Source organism: Sinomonas gamaensis (assembly GCF_005876955.1).
GTDB lineage: Bacteria > Actinomycetota > Actinomycetes > Actinomycetales > Micrococcaceae > Sinomonas > Sinomonas gamaensis.
On sequence record NZ_SSCL01000014.1, the window covers coordinates 15964 to 29154 of the forward strand.

Genomic DNA, 13191 nt, shown 5'->3' on the forward strand with positions numbered 1-13191 from the left:
GCGGCGTGATGGTGGCCTGATTTTGGGGGAGGACGGCAAGTTTGCTGCATGACAACGCCACGGAAGAGCGCGGCCTGACGCTCGCAGACTATCTCTCGGTAGTGCGCGCGTACTGGCTGGGGATTCTCCTCTTCATCGCGGCCGCGACGGCCGCGGGCTACGGGTGGTACCTGATGCAGCCACGGGTCTACGAGGCCGAATCCAACGGGATCGTCCTTACTGGAGGCTCCGAGAACCTCAACCTCTCGCTAGCGGGGGACAACCTCTCAAAGTCCAAGGCAAAGAGCTACAAGTCCCTCGGCGACTCCGTCGTCGTCGCGGAACGCGTGGTGAAGGCGCTCCGGCTCGATGTCTCCGCACCGGCAATCGCGGGGACCGTGAGAGTGGTCGTCCCTGTCGACTCGCCGGAAATCCAGGTGACGGCGAGCGCTTCTGACCCTGTGAAGGCCAAGGATGTTGCGGATGCGTGGGTCACCGCGCTTGCCGCCCAGGTCTACGAGCTCGAGAAGTCCACGTCGTCGCCTGGCCAGGAGCCCGCCACGAAGGTGGTTCCGCTCGCGAAGGCGGTCGTGCCCGGGGCGCCGGTCTCGCCGAACCTCAAGCTGGCTCTCGGCGTCTCCGCGGCCGGAGGCCTCCTGCTCGGCCTCGTCTATGCCCTCGTGCGCAACCATCTGGACCGGCGGATCCGCGGAACCGGCGAGGTCGAGCGCCGATTCCGGGTTCCCGTGGTGGGGACCCTCCCGCGGGACAAGAGGCTTCTGGGCTCGACCCGCATCCTGGACGTCTCGGGACACGGCGCGGGCCATGCGATGGGGGAGGCGCTCCGCGAACTGCGCACCAACCTGCACTTCATCGACGTGGACAATCCGCCGCGGATCCTGCTGGTGACGAGTTCGCTGCCATCCGAGGGCAAGTCCACCGTGATCGGGAACCTCGCCGCGACCATCGCTGCGGCAGGTGAGGAAGTGATCGTGGTCGATGCCGATCTGCGCCGCCCCACCGTGCACAAGGTGTTCGGGGTCGCGGGCGAGGTAGGCGTCACTGACGTGCTGACGGGCCGAGCTGCGCTCGACGACGTCCTCCAGCCGTGGGGGCCCATGCCGCACCTGAAGGTCCTCGGCGCCGGTCGAATCCCTCCCAACCCGTCAGAGCTCTTGGGCTCACGGGCCATGCAGCACCTCCTGGCCGAACTCTCACGCCGTGCCGTCGTGCTGATCGACACGCCGCCCCTTCTGCCCGTCACGGACGCGGCCGTCCTCTCACGCGCCGCGGACGGCACGCTTGTGGTGGCCCGAGCTCGCAAGACCACGACCGACCACCTGCAGCGGGCCCTCGGGAATCTCGAGCGCGTCCGTGGCCGGGTGCTCGGCGTGATCCTCAACTGCGTCCCGACGAAGGGCCCAGACACGTACAGCTACGGCTACTACGGCACTTATGTGAGCAAGCCCGAGGAGGCCCCCGAGCCGGTCCCCGCGCTGAGGGGTCGGCGCTCGGCCAGCTGACGGCGCTCCGCTTCGCGGAGTTCGGCCCGGCTCCCCGGGCCGAAGGGGCGCCGTCGGCGTCTCGGCTCGGCTGCGCTGATGAGGGTGCTCACGGCGGGAACGATTTCGCGGGCCATCTGCTCGTAGACGGATGCGTCAAGCCCGTAGGGGTCGGTCACGTCGTTGTCGCCGCTCGCGCGGTGACGGATCCTATCGCCCTCGGCGACGTAGCGGTGCCACGTCTCCTGAACGGTCTCGCGGGTCGTCGGGCCAGGAAGCAGCTCGACGATCCGGGCGAACTCCCGAAGGGTGAATGTCCGCTTGAGTGCGGAAGGCGCGAGTGCGAGCAGCGGCGCTCTGTGGTCCTCAGCCAGAACGAGGACGAGGTCGGCGTCGGCGACGACGCGCTCGGTAAGCTGCCGCGCGGCGAACGTCTCGAGGCTCGTTCCGAGCTGCCGCGCGATCTCGGCCGATCGCGGCTGGGCCGGCTGCCCCACGAGAGCCCGGACTCCAGCGCTCGAGACACTGAACGAGCCCGGCGCCGCCTCGTCGAGGCCGGACTGGAGCAGCCGCTCCGCGAGGGGAGAGCGGCACACGTTGCCGGTGCAGACCGTGAGGATGCGGAAGGGGGTTCCGACGATCATCGGATCACGCTAACAGACCGATTCGCCCGAGCGGCCACAGGCGTGCCTCGACCCTTCCGACAACTGCGCTGACGGGAACGGTCCGCAGGCACTGTTCAGTCGGTCGTGCCGCCGCCCGGCACGCGATGACCGAGTCGGCCGAGGCGGAGCGATGGTCGCCGAGGACCACGAGCTCGCCGTCGGGCACGGTGAAAGGGCCGAAGCAGCGGGACGAGCGGGTAGCGGTCACGCAGTCGAGGCGGCCCGCTTCGAAGGGCAGGTCCTTCGTGACATAGGGCTCGTCGAGCGCCACACCATTGCGCTGCACACGGCCCTCTCCATCGCAGCACGCGATCGTCTGGCCGCCGCGCGCCGCGACTCGTTTCACGAGGTAGAGCTCGCTTCCCGGGCCGATCCCCGTCAGGTCGCCGAAGGCGCGGACCGCGGAACCCAGCGGGCCGTCGTCGTTCGTTGCGACCGGCTGCCACGCGGCTGGGCGGGTGAAGACGACGACGTCGCCCGCCTCTAGTGACCCGCCAAGGTAGGCGAGCCGGTTGACGAGGATGCGGTCGCCGCCGCTCGCGCTGCCTTGGAGGGTCGGCTCCATCGAGCCGGACGGCACACGGTAGAGCTTGACGACGAAAGACTGAAGCAGGCCCGCGACCACGAACGCTACGAGCAGGTTGAGGGCGAAGCGGAAGCGGGGGCTCATGGAGCGGACGCTAACAGCCGCTTCGGAGCACTGAGATGGCTTGACGCCAGTAATGGCTCCCGCATATTCTGAACGAACGGTCGGTAATTTATTGAGGAGGAGCCATGGCAGCTGCGGCTTTGCAACCGGTGCCCGCAAGCGCCCCCATGTCCGACGAGGACGCGGCGGGCCAGGCGTATTTTGACCGCATCATCGCCGAAGACTCTCGAATCGAGCCCACAGACTGGATGCCGGAGGCGTACCGCAAGACCCTCATGCGCCAGATCTCGCAGCACGCGCACTCCGAGATCATCGGCATGCAGCCTGAGGCCAACTGGATCACCCGGGCGCCGAGCCTCAAGCGCAAGTCCATCCTCATGGCAAAGGTGCAGGATGAGGCGGGGCACGGACTGTACCTCTATTCGGCAGCGGAGACGCTGGGCACCCCGCGCGACGTCCTGAACCAGCAGCTCCTCGACGGCAAGGCGAAGTACTCGTCGATCTTCAACTATCCGGCTCGCAGCTGGGCGGATATGGGGGCGATCGGCTGGCTCGTGGACGGCGCGGCGATCGCCAACCAGGTCCCGCTGTGCCGGGCGAGCTACGGCCCTTACGGACGCGCGATGGTGCGCATCTGCAAGGAGGAGTCATTCCACCAGCGGCAGGGCTTCGAGATCCTCCTCGAGCTCTCCCACGGCACGCCCGAGCAGAAGCAGATGGCCCAAGATGCCGTCAACCGCTTCTACGCGCCCGCCCTCATGATGTTCGGGCCGCCCGACGACGACTCGCCGAACTCGAAGCAGTCCATGGCGTGGAACATCAAGCGCTTCTCCAACGACGAGCTGCGCCAGCGCTTCGTGGGGATGATCGCCGAGCAGGTCAAGGTCCTCGGCCTCACGCTCCCGGACCCCGAGCTCCGGTTCGACGAGGAGACGGGCAAGTGGATCCACATGGAGCTCGACTGGCAGGAGTTCAAGGACGTCATCGCGGGCCGCGGCCCGTGCAACGCCCAGCGCCTGGCGCGGCGTCGCGAGGCGCACGAGAACGGCGCCTGGGTGCGCGAGGCAGCGCGGGCGTACGCCGAGAAGCAGAACAACAAGCGGAAGGCAGGCGCTGCCTGATGAGCAATCAGCCGAACATCTGGCCCCTCTGGGAGGTCTTCGTGCGGTCGAGCCGTGGGCTCTCGCACGTCCACGCGGGTTCGCTGCACGCACCCGACGCTGAGATGGCTCTGCGGAACGCGCGGGACCTCTACACGCGTCGCAACGAGGGCGTCTCGATCTGGGTGGTCCCCTCGGACGCCATCACGGCCTCCGACCCTGACGCGAAGGGCTCGTTCTTCGAATCGCCGCAGGGGAAGGACTACCGCCACGCGACGTACTACACCAAGAGCGAGGGCGTGAAGCACCTGTGAGCACCCACCAGGACCACTCCCTCGACAGTTTTGGCGACGCCGCAGCGTCCGCGACCCGCGTCACCCCGGGCAACGCCCTGCGGCCCGAGGACATCGCGCTGCAGACGGACCGGCCGACTGAAGATGTCGCGCAGTACGCCCTGCGCCTCGGCGACGACTCCCTGGTTCTCGCCCAGCGCCTGGGTCACTGGATCTCGCGGGGCCCGGAGATCGAGGAGGACATCGCCCTCGGCAACATCGCCCTCGACCTGCTGGGCCATGCGCGGTCCTTCCTCACCTACGCCGGCCATGCGTGGGACAAGACGGAGGACGACCTCGCCTACTGGCGGGAAGAGGACGAGTTCCGCTCGGCGTGGATCTTCGAGCAGCCCAACGGGGACTTCGGGGTGACCATCGCGCGGCAGCTCGTCGTCTCGGTCTTCCAGCGCCTCCTCTACTCGCGGCTCGTGAACTCGACGGACGCCACGATCGCAGCGATCTCCGCGAAGGCGCTCAAGGAGGTCGACTACCACCGCGACCACGCGACGCAGTGGACGCTCCGGCTCGGCGATGGGACCGAGGAGTCCCACCGTCGCATGCAGGAGGCGCTTGAGCTCATGTGGCCCTACGTCGACGAGCTGTTCGACGACGATGAGCTCACCGAGAGGATCGGCGCGGTCGGCGTGCTGCCTTCATCGCTTCGCGCCGAGTTCGATGCCGAGATCGCGGCCGTGCTCGACGAGGCCACGCTGACCCTGCCGGCCGTTCCCCGCGCCAGCGGTGGCGGCCGTCGAGGCGAGCATACGGAGCACCTCGGCTACCTGCTCGCCGAGATGCAGGTCCTCGCGCGCAAGCATCCGGGTGCGACATGGTGAGCACCAGCACCCTCGATACCGAGATCCTCGAGCTCGCGGCCACGGTCAACGACCCTGAGATCCCGGTTCTGAGCATCCGCGATCTGGGAATTCTCCGCGACGGTCACCTCGACGCGGACGGGACGGTCCGGTTGACCATCACGCCGACGTATTCGGGCTGCCCCGCGATGGACGCCATCAAGGACGACTTGCGGCGCGTCTTCGGCGAGGCGGGGTACGGGAAGGTCAAGGTCGACCTCGTGCTGTCGCCCGCCTGGACTACGGACTGGATGACTGAAGAGGGCAAGGCCAAGCTCACCGAGTACGGGATCGCGCCCCCCACGGGTCGCGCTGCGGCCGGCCCCGTCCGCCTCGGCCTCGCCGTAAAGTGCCCTCGCTGCCACTCGCTCAACACCCGGGAGCTCTCCCGTTTCGGCTCCACCTCGTGCAAGGCGCTCTATGTGTGCCAGGACTGCCGGGAACCCTTCGACTACTTCAAGGTGCTGTAGACAGATGACAGACCAGCTGACGGAAGACACTGAGGCGACTGGCCGCCGTCGTGCATCATTCCACCCGCTCGAGGTGAGCGAAGTGCGGCGCCTCACCAACGATGCGATCGAGGTGACGTTCGCGGTTCCGCCCGGGCTCGCCGATGAGTACGACTACATTCCCGGCCAGTACGTGGCCCTCCGCGCGCACGTTCTGGATCAGGACATCCGCCGCAGCTACTCGATCTGCGCCCCGCCGCAGCGGTTCGAGGACGGCAGCAGCGAGATCCGCGTCGCGATCAAGAAGGACCTCGGGGGCCTGTTCTCGACCTGGGCCAACGAGAATCTCGAACCGGGCGTCACGCTCGATGTCATGAGCCCGGCCGGAGCCTTCATCTCGAAGCACAAGATGACCGCCCTCAACGACCCGTCGAGCATCGACACCGAGGAAGAGCACACGTTCGTCGCCGTCGCGGCCGGTTCGGGGATCACGCCCGTCATCGCGATCGCGAAGACCGTGCTTGCCGCCAACGAGAACGTGCGCTTCGACCTCATCTACGCCAACAAGGCCGCGATGGACGTGATGTTCGTCGAGGAACTCGCGGACCTCAAGGACAAGTACCCGTCCCGCTTCGCGCTCCACCATGTGCTCTCGCGAGAACAGCGTATCTCGCCGCTGCTCTCGGGCCGGGTCGACGCAGAGAAGCTCACCACGCTGCTCAACACCGTGATCCACGCGGACGACGTCGACGAGTGGTTCCTCTGCGGCCCGTTCGAACTCGTCCAGCTCGTGCGGGACACGCTCTCGGCGCGCGGCGTCGAACCGGAGAAGGTGCGCTTCGAGCTCTTCACCACGGGCACCCCGACGAACCTCGAAGGCAACATCGGTCGGCCGGTGATCGAGGACGACGGCAAGAGCTTCGACATCGAGTTCCGGCTCGATGGGCTTTCGGGAGTCGTCAAGAGCCCTGCCGCCGCGAACGAGACGATCCTCAATGCGGCTCTCCGCGTGCGCCCCGATGTTCCGTTTGCCTGCGCCGGGGGTGTGTGCGGCACGTGCCGCGCAAAGCTCGTCAAGGGAACGGTCGACATGGCGGAGAACTACGCGCTCGAACCCGACGAGCTTGAGCGCGGGTACGTCCTGACCTGCCAATCGCGCCCCACCTCGGACGCGGTGTCCGTTGACTTCGATGCGTAGGAGCTGAAATTTGATCTCGCTCACCATGTCCGACGGCGTCGCCGAAGTGGTCCTGGACGCCCCCGGCAAGCTCAACGCCGTCGACCCCGCGGCGCTCGCCGAGCTGTCGCAGGCGTACGACGACGCCGCTGCCGCCGCCTCCCGCGGCGAGGTGCGGGCGCTGCTCCTGCGCGGCGTGGGGCGAGCCTTCTGCGCGGGTCGGGACATCTCCGGGGTCGACCCCGCCGACGACGACGTGCTCGGGTACCTCGGAGGCCTCGTGACTCCGCTCATGCAGAAGATGGCGGCGTTCCCAGCGCCGACGTTCGCGGCGGCCCAAGGGGCGACGCTCGGGGTTGGCCTCGGGCTCCTGCTCGCGACAGACGTCGTCTACGTCGCCGAGAACGCGAAGATCGGCTCGCCATTCGCCAATCTCGGGGCCACGCTCGACTCCGGGGGCCACTGGTACTTCACGGAGCGGCTCGGCATGCACCGGACGCTCGACCTGATCTACACCGGCGATCTCATGAGCGGAGCCGAGGCGGTGCGCTCGGGGCTCTTCAGCCGGGCCTTCCCAGCCAGCGAGCTGATCGATCGGACTCGTGAGGTGGTGGCTCGCGTCGCTCACGGCGCCACGGGGGCGTTCGTGGCCTCGAAGGAACTCGTCGCGCAGGTCCGTGACCGGCGGCTGGGGCTCTGGGAGTCGATGGACGCCGAGAACAAGGCCCAGGCGGCTCTGTGCGACTCGGACGACTACCGCGAGGGCTTCAAGGCCTTCCAGGAGAAGCGAAAGCCGGTGTTCTCGGGGAAGTAGAACACTATTTCGACTATCGACTTTACTATCGAAGTCTTCTTCGATAAGCTTGCCGCATGCTCGAAATGGGGGACTCGGGTGCGGAGGACTGGCGCAGCGCACTCGATGGGCTAAGGCGTCAGGCTGAGGGACCGTCAAATGACCAGATCGCGTCGTTCGTCGCCAGGCTCGGGCTTTCGGGCGGGCTGAAGGAGTTCACTGGTCCGCAGCTCATCGATCGCATCGCTGCTCTCGAGCGCCTGAAGGCCGCTGCGGCGGCCGAGCAGGCTCGAGTTCAGGCGGAGTTTGCGGCCCTCTGCGAAGAAGGGCTCGATTCTCGCGCCGCGCGGGTGAAGGAACGTTCGGCTTCGGCTCAAATCGCCCCTCGCGCGCAAGGTCTCACCATCCCGCGGTGCGCGGCTTCTCGCGATGTCGAACCGGCTCGTCCGCGAGATGCCGCACACTCTCGACGCCCTCGCGGCCGGACACCTCAACGAGGAGCGTGCCATCGTCGTGGCGGAGGCGGTGGAGGTCCTTCGACCTGTCGATCGGTCCGCCGTCGACAGGGAGCTGTGCGGCGACCCGCGTCGCTGTGAAGGACTCGGCGGTCGCGGTGTTCAGGATGCAGTGCGCGCGCGCGTCGACGCGATCGACGACGGCGCAGCCCTCGCCCGCGTACGCAAGGCGGAGTCCGAACGCCGCGTGACGATCCGCCGGCTACCCGATTCCATGGCGAAGGTCACCGCGATCCTTCCGGTGACGCAAGCGGCAGCCGTCGGCGGCGCCCTCCAGCGTGCCGTGGGGCAGGCTCGGGCCATGGGCGACGAGAGGACCGCCGGGCAGGTCGCGGCCGACACTCTTGTCGAGCTCGTGACGGGCCAGGACCGTGCCGACGCCGTCCCACTCCGCGTCGGGCTGGTCATGACGGACTCGTCGCTCCTCTCCGCTGGCCGTGAGCCGGCCCGGCTTCAGGGCTATGGGACGATCCCCGCTGGCCAGGCGCGAGCCATGATTGCCGGGGCGTCTGATTCTCTCGCGGGAGCTTGGCTTCGCCGCCTCTATCTGGAGCCGACCACCGGCGAGCTCGTGGCCATGGAAGCGAAGTCGCGGCGATTCCCTCGTGCCCTCGCAGAGTTCATCGCGATTCGCGATCAGGCCTGCCGGACCCCCTATTGCGACACCTCGATCAAACACATCGACCACGTCGTCCAGGTCGCGCACGGCGGCGAGACGAGCGTCGAGAACGGGCAGGGCCTGTGCGAGCGGTGCAACTATACGAAGGACTCGCCCGGCTGGGAGCAGGCGGTCGTTGCGGGAGATACGCCCGATGCACCGGGCGCGGACATCGTGACGATCACGCCCACAGGGCATGAGTACTTTTCGCCTCCGCCGCGCCTTCCGGGGCAGAAGCCTCCGGGGCCACCCGAACGACAGGCCGGATAGATCCCATCACCTCGTGTCGAGATCCTCGAAGACCAGGAACGTCTGCGTGTCCAAGACGCCGGGCATGCTCTGCAGCTGGTCGAACACGACGCGGCGGAGATCTGTGTTGTCCAGCGCGCGGACGAGCAGGATCACGTCGAAGTCGCCGCCCACGAGCGCGATGTGGTGCACCTCGGGAATCGCCCTGAGCTGCTCCCGCAGCTCGCGCCACGAGTGCTGCCGCACCTTGAGGGTCACGTACGCGCTCGAGCGCAGGCCGGCTTTGAGGGGATCGACCAGCGCCGTGTACTTCGTGATGATGCCCTGTTCCTGGAGCTTGGCGATGCGGTTGTAGGCGTGGGCGCGGGAGATGTGCACGTTCTCGGCAATGGTCGTCACCGACCTTCGCGCGTCCTCGGTGAGCTGGGCGAGGATGGCCCGATCCACATCGTCCATGGAGCCTCCTGTGATCTGGGTCATTCCTGACGTTTCGTCTACAAATCTTCCCTCCCTGCTTCCAGAATTCCAAGATTGAGCAGATTTATGGATACGAATCCGGCCTAGAACCCATACTTGTGTCAACACGCCTGTGTCAGAACAGGACATGCTGCGAGGAGGCACCATGACCATTCCCGCGGAGGCCCAGGAGGCCGTCAAGCGCTTTGGGATCAGCATCGAGGACTACATGCTCCCGGTGCACGGCCAGATCCAGATCCTGTCCGAGGACGGCACGATCCTGCCGGAGGACCAGCGCGGATCGACCCCCGGCCACCAGTACCCCGTCCCGAGCGACAAGGAACTGCTCGAGGCCTATCGCCGCCTCGTCATCGGGCGACGCGTGAACGACCAGAACTCCGCCCTCGTCCGTCAGGGGCGGCTCGCGGTCTACCCGTCGAGCCACGGCCAGGAGGCCTGTCAGGTCGCCGCCGCCCTGTGCCTCAGGGACGGCGACTGGATGTTCCCGACGTACCGCGATGCCGTCGCCGTCATGACCCGGGGCGTCGACCCGGTCGAGGCGATGACGCTGTTCCGCGGCGACTGGCACGGAGGCTACGACCCGCACGAGCACCACGTGGGCATCCAGAGCACCCCGCTCACCACCCAGCTGCTGCACGCCGTCGGCGTCGCCCATGCGGCGAAGCTCCGCGGCGAGGACACCGTGGTGCTGGCGATGTGCGGCGACGGCGCCACGAGCGAGGGAGACTTCCACGAGGCCCTCAACTTCGCCGCTGTCTTCCACCTGCCGGTCGTGTTCTTCGTCCAGAACAATCAGTACGCGATCTCGGTGCCGCTCGCGCACCAGACGGTCGCGCCGTCGCTCGCCCACAAGGCCGTCGGGTACGGGATGGCGGGCGAGCGCGTGGACGGCAATGACGTCGTCGCGCTCCTCGCGGTCCTCGACCGGGCCGTCTCGCTCGCGAGGGCAGGCTCCGGCCCGCTCCTCGTCGAGGCGAACACCTACCGGATGCAGGCCCATACGAACGCCGACGACGCGACCCGCTATCGCAACGAAGCGGAGGTCCAGGCGTGGGCGGCGAAGGACCCGCTCCACCGCATGCGGCACTACCTGACGTCCACGGGTCACCTCACGGACGACGTCGAAACAGCCTTCGCCGGCGACGCCGAGGAAATCGCGCAGCACCTCCGCGACGGGCTCAGCGTCGAACCGCAGCTGGACCCGCAGGACCTTTTCCGCCACGTCTTCACCGAACCGACGCCGCAGCTGCGTGAGCAGTCAGCCTTCCTGGCCGACGAACTCTCGCGCGAAGAGCCGTCCCAGAAGGAGCACTGAGATGAGCACCGTAGCCGAGGCCGCAGCCGCGCGCGCGGCCGCCAGCGCCGGGCCTGAGCCCGTCACCTTTGCAAAGGCCCTCACCACGGCCATGGCGGACGCAATGCGGGCGGACGACGGCGTGATCGTCTTCGGCGAGGATGTCGCCAAGCTGGGTGGCGTCTTCCGGATCACCGACGGGCTGATGGCCGAGTTCGGCGAGCAGCGCTGCTTCGACACTCCGCTTGCCGAGTCGGGAATCGTGGGAATGGCCCTCGGCATGGCCATGAACGGGATGCGGCCCATCGTCGAGATGCAGTTCGATGCCTTCGCCTATCCCGCTTTCGAGCAGATCGCCAGCCACGTCGCGAAGATGCACAACAGGACACGCGGCCGGGTGAAGCTGCCGATGGTCATCCGCGTTCCCTACGCGGGCGGGATCGGCGGTGTGGAGCATCACTGCGATTCGTCCGAGGCCTACTACGCCCACACTCCCGGGCTGAAGGTCTTCACGCCGTCGAGCGTCGCGGATGCCTACCGGCTGCTCCGCGAGGCCATCGCGAGCGACGATCCGGTCGTGTTCATGGAGCCCAAGAAACTCTACTGGTCCAAGGAAGCCGTGGACCTCGCCGCGCTGCGGGAGGAGGTTGAGGCGAAGGCGGGCCAGAAGGCCGAGGGACGGGCCGCCGTCGTCCGCCCCGGCACGGACGCGACGCTCATCGCGTACGGTCCTGCGATCCCGCCCGCCCTTGCCGCTGCGGAAGCGGCGGCGGAGGAGGGGCGGTCGGTCGAGGTCGTCGACCTGCGGACGATTGTGCCGTTCGACGATGAGACCGTATCCGCGTCTGTTCGGAAAACGGGTCGTGTGGTGGTCGTGGCTGAGGCACAGGGCTTCGCCTCGGTGGCCTCCGAGATCGTCGCTCGCGTCCAGGAGCGCTGCTTCCACTCGCTCGCGGCTCCCGTGCGCCGAGTGACCGGCTTCGACATCCCGTTCCCGCCGCCGAAGCTCGAGCACTGGTACCTGCCGAGCGCCGACCGAATCCTCGACGCCCTCGACGATCTCCAGTGGGAGGACTGATGATGACCCGCGAATTCCTGCTGCCTGATCTCGGCGAGGGGCTCACCGAGGCGGAACTCGTCCGGTGGCTCGTGGCCGTCGGAGACTCCGTGACGGTCGACCAGCCGGTGGTCGAGGTCGAGACCGCGAAGGCCGTCGTCGAGGTGCCGTCGCCGTTCGCCGGCGTGGTCGCCAAGCTCCACGGCGAGCCGGGGGAGACCCTCGACGTCGGGCGCCCCCTCATCAGCATCGCCGAGGTCGGGTCCAGTGCCGCCGAGGTCGGGTCCGCCGGAGAGGCGTACCGCACGGAGGAGCGCGCCGGCGCCGGTTCCGGCAACGTGCTCATTGGATACGGCACGTCGGATTCCTCAGCCTCGGGGCGCAAGCGTCGTCGCAAGGGAGAGCCGATGTCCCTGAACGGCGCGCAGAATGGGACGGCGGTCGCGACGGCCGAGCCCGCAGCCCGTCAGGCAATCCGAGTGGTGTCTCCGTTGGTCCGGAAGTTCGCGCGCGACCTCGGCATCGACCTCCACACCCTCAAGGGCTCCGGTCCCGACGGCCTCATCCTGCGCCGGGACGTCCAACTGGTAGCAGAGGCCCCGACCTCGGCTGCGCTGGCCCCGACGTCGGCGGCCCAGGCCCCGACGTCGGCGGAGGGGGACACAGACACGAGCACCGGTCTCGGCGTCGCGTCGCGCACGCCCGTCCGCGGCATCCGGAAAGCCGTGGCCCAGGCCATGGCCCGGAGCCGCACCGAGATCCCCGAGGCCACGGTCTGGGTGGACGTCGACGCGACGGAGCTCGTCGAACTGCGCGAGGGCCTCAAGAAGCGCGATCCCGAGCGGACTCCGAGCCTGCTCGCGTTTATCGCCCGCTTCGTCCTCGCGGGCCTCGGGAAGTTCCCCGAGCTCAACACGCGGATCGACACGGCAGCCGACGGCACCCAGGAGATCGTCGCGTTCGACGGCGTCAACCTCGGCTTCGCGGCGCAGACCGAGCGCGGCCTCGTTGTCCCGAGCATTCGGGGCGCGCACCGGCTGAACGCACGCGAGCTGGATTCGGAGCTCAGGCGCCTCACCGCCGTCGCCCGCGACGGGAAAGCGTCACCGGCGGACCTCACGGGCAGCACGTTCACCCTCAACAACTACGGAGTGTTCGGCGTCGATGGCAGTGCCGCGATCATCAACTATCCCGAGGCGGCGATCCTCGGGGTTGGGCGCATCGTGGACCGGCCGTGGGCGGTCGAGGGGCAGCTCGCGGTGCGGAAGGTCGTCCAGCTGACGCTGGTCTTCGACCATCGCGTGTGCGACGGCGGCACCGCCGGCGGCTTCCTCCGCTACGTCGCTGACGCGGTCGAACACCCGGGCAGCATCCTCGCCGACCTCTGAGGCCCATGGCAGAATCGGGACCACGATCTGCCCCGGAAGTGAAGGACTAAAGG

At 68.0% G+C, this 13191-nt stretch carries 15 protein-coding genes; 11 read left to right on the top strand and 4 right to left on the bottom strand.

From position 1 onward, the window contains the following. The first annotated feature begins 41 nt into the window (after window positions 1-41). Window positions 42-1502 carry a tyrosine-protein kinase domain-containing protein gene (locus E5679_RS16395; RefSeq protein ID WP_249336187.1) on the top strand — a complete coding sequence of 487 codons (1461 nt, stop codon included), beginning with the start codon at window positions 42-44 and terminating at the stop codon, window positions 1500-1502. On the opposite strand, the gene E5679_RS16400 is transcribed toward E5679_RS16395, so the two are convergent. Further along, window positions 1433-2125: an arsenate reductase/protein-tyrosine-phosphatase family protein gene (locus tag E5679_RS16400; protein ID WP_138417829.1), complete on the bottom strand. Its 693-nt coding sequence runs from the start codon at window positions 2123-2125 to the stop codon at window positions 1433-1435. The two genes, E5679_RS16395 and E5679_RS16400, sit on opposite strands and share 70 nt — an antisense overlap. 4 nt (window positions 2126-2129) lie before the next feature. After that, window positions 2130-2816 carry a signal peptidase I gene (gene lepB, locus E5679_RS16405; protein WP_138417831.1) on the bottom strand — a complete coding sequence of 229 codons (687 nt, stop codon included), beginning with the start codon at window positions 2814-2816 and terminating at the stop codon, window positions 2130-2132. 104 nt (window positions 2817-2920) lie between these two features. Between lepB and paaA the strand changes: the two genes are divergently transcribed. The 6 genes from paaA to E5679_RS16435 are packed head-to-tail and all read left to right on the top strand — an operon-like array spanning window position 2921 to window position 7521. Continuing rightward, window positions 2921-3916, top strand: coding sequence for a 1,2-phenylacetyl-CoA epoxidase subunit PaaA (gene paaA, locus E5679_RS16410; RefSeq protein ID WP_138417833.1), 996 nt, complete (start codon window positions 2921-2923; stop codon window positions 3914-3916). Beyond that, window positions 3916-4209, top strand: coding sequence for a 1,2-phenylacetyl-CoA epoxidase subunit PaaB (gene paaB / locus E5679_RS16415; RefSeq protein WP_138417835.1), 294 nt, complete (start codon window positions 3916-3918; stop codon window positions 4207-4209). The genes paaA and paaB overlap by 1 nt, the downstream gene beginning before the upstream one ends. Next, window positions 4206-5063, top strand: a complete 858-nt coding sequence (gene paaC, locus E5679_RS16420; protein ID WP_138417837.1) for a 1,2-phenylacetyl-CoA epoxidase subunit PaaC — start codon at window positions 4206-4208, stop codon at window positions 5061-5063. Before paaB ends, paaC begins: the two co-directional genes overlap by 4 nt. Further along, window positions 5057-5551 carry a 1,2-phenylacetyl-CoA epoxidase subunit PaaD gene (gene paaD, locus E5679_RS16425; protein WP_138417839.1) on the top strand — a complete coding sequence of 165 codons (495 nt, stop codon included), beginning with the start codon at window positions 5057-5059 and terminating at the stop codon, window positions 5549-5551. The genes paaC and paaD overlap by 7 nt, the downstream gene beginning before the upstream one ends. 4 nt (window positions 5552-5555) lie before the next feature. Beyond that, window positions 5556-6728: a 1,2-phenylacetyl-CoA epoxidase subunit PaaE gene (paaE, locus tag E5679_RS16430; protein WP_138417841.1), complete on the top strand. Its 1173-nt coding sequence runs from the start codon at window positions 5556-5558 to the stop codon at window positions 6726-6728. A 10-nt stretch (window positions 6729-6738) separates the two neighbouring features. Then, window positions 6739-7521: an enoyl-CoA hydratase/isomerase family protein gene (locus E5679_RS16435; RefSeq protein WP_138417843.1), complete on the top strand. Its 783-nt coding sequence runs from the start codon at window positions 6739-6741 to the stop codon at window positions 7519-7521. A 134-nt stretch (window positions 7522-7655) separates the two neighbouring features. On the opposite strand, the gene E5679_RS16440 is transcribed toward E5679_RS16435, so the two are convergent. Beyond that, the gene (locus tag E5679_RS16440) at window positions 7656-7877 is read right to left on the bottom strand and encodes a hypothetical protein (protein WP_138417845.1); all 222 of its coding nucleotides are present in this window, start codon (window positions 7875-7877) and stop codon (window positions 7656-7658) included. Between the two features lie 52 nt (window positions 7878-7929). Between E5679_RS16440 and E5679_RS21625 the strand changes: the two genes are divergently transcribed. Beyond that, window positions 7930-8943 carry an HNH endonuclease gene (locus E5679_RS21625; RefSeq protein WP_138417847.1) on the top strand — a complete coding sequence of 338 codons (1014 nt, stop codon included), beginning with the start codon at window positions 7930-7932 and terminating at the stop codon, window positions 8941-8943. Between the two features lie 6 nt (window positions 8944-8949). On the opposite strand, the gene E5679_RS16450 is transcribed toward E5679_RS21625, so the two are convergent. Beyond that, complete coding sequence (locus E5679_RS16450) at window positions 8950-9402, bottom strand: Lrp/AsnC family transcriptional regulator (RefSeq protein WP_138417849.1); 453 nt, start codon at window positions 9400-9402, stop codon at window positions 8950-8952. A 142-nt stretch (window positions 9403-9544) separates the two neighbouring features. On the opposite strand from E5679_RS16450, the gene pdhA reads away from it, so the two are divergent. Genes pdhA through E5679_RS16465 form a run of 3 tightly spaced genes read left to right on the top strand, consistent with a single transcriptional unit; the run spans window position 9545 to window position 13138 of the window. Beyond that, window positions 9545-10714 (top strand): pyruvate dehydrogenase (acetyl-transferring) E1 component subunit alpha, encoded by a 1170-nt coding sequence (gene pdhA / locus E5679_RS16455; protein WP_249336188.1) that lies wholly within the window; start codon window positions 9545-9547, stop codon window positions 10712-10714. A 1-nt stretch (window position 10715) separates the two neighbouring features. Next, complete coding sequence (locus E5679_RS16460) at window positions 10716-11771, top strand: alpha-ketoacid dehydrogenase subunit beta (RefSeq protein WP_138417851.1); 1056 nt, start codon at window positions 10716-10718, stop codon at window positions 11769-11771. Continuing rightward, window positions 11771-13138, top strand: coding sequence for a dihydrolipoamide acetyltransferase family protein (locus tag E5679_RS16465; RefSeq protein ID WP_138417853.1), 1368 nt, complete (start codon window positions 11771-11773; stop codon window positions 13136-13138). The genes E5679_RS16460 and E5679_RS16465 overlap by 1 nt, the downstream gene beginning before the upstream one ends. Window positions 13139-13191: the final 53 nt, after the last annotated feature.

Coding starts and splice junctions, on each gene's coding strand:
- E5679_RS21625 (WP_138417847.1), top strand. CDS start 7,930: ATGTCGAACCGGCTCGTCCGCGAGATGCCGCACACTCTCGACGCCCTC.
- lepB (WP_138417831.1), bottom strand. CDS start 2,816: ATGAGCCCCCGCTTCCGCTTCGCCCTCAACCTGCTCGTAGCGTTCGTG.
- E5679_RS16465 (WP_138417853.1), top strand. CDS start 11,771: ATGATGACCCGCGAATTCCTGCTGCCTGATCTCGGCGAGGGGCTCACC.
- paaD (WP_138417839.1), top strand. CDS start 5,057: ATGGTGAGCACCAGCACCCTCGATACCGAGATCCTCGAGCTCGCGGCC.
- paaB (WP_138417835.1), top strand. CDS start 3,916: ATGAGCAATCAGCCGAACATCTGGCCCCTCTGGGAGGTCTTCGTGCGG.
- E5679_RS16450 (WP_138417849.1), bottom strand. CDS start 9,402: ATGACCCAGATCACAGGAGGCTCCATGGACGATGTGGATCGGGCCATC.
- paaA (WP_138417833.1), top strand. CDS start 2,921: ATGGCAGCTGCGGCTTTGCAACCGGTGCCCGCAAGCGCCCCCATGTCC.
- E5679_RS16400 (WP_138417829.1), bottom strand. CDS start 2,125: ATGATCGTCGGAACCCCCTTCCGCATCCTCACGGTCTGCACCGGCAAC.
- paaE (WP_138417841.1), top strand. CDS start 5,556: ATGACAGACCAGCTGACGGAAGACACTGAGGCGACTGGCCGCCGTCGT.
- pdhA (WP_249336188.1), top strand. CDS start 9,545: ATGACCATTCCCGCGGAGGCCCAGGAGGCCGTCAAGCGCTTTGGGATC.
- E5679_RS16460 (WP_138417851.1), top strand. CDS start 10,716: ATGAGCACCGTAGCCGAGGCCGCAGCCGCGCGCGCGGCCGCCAGCGCC.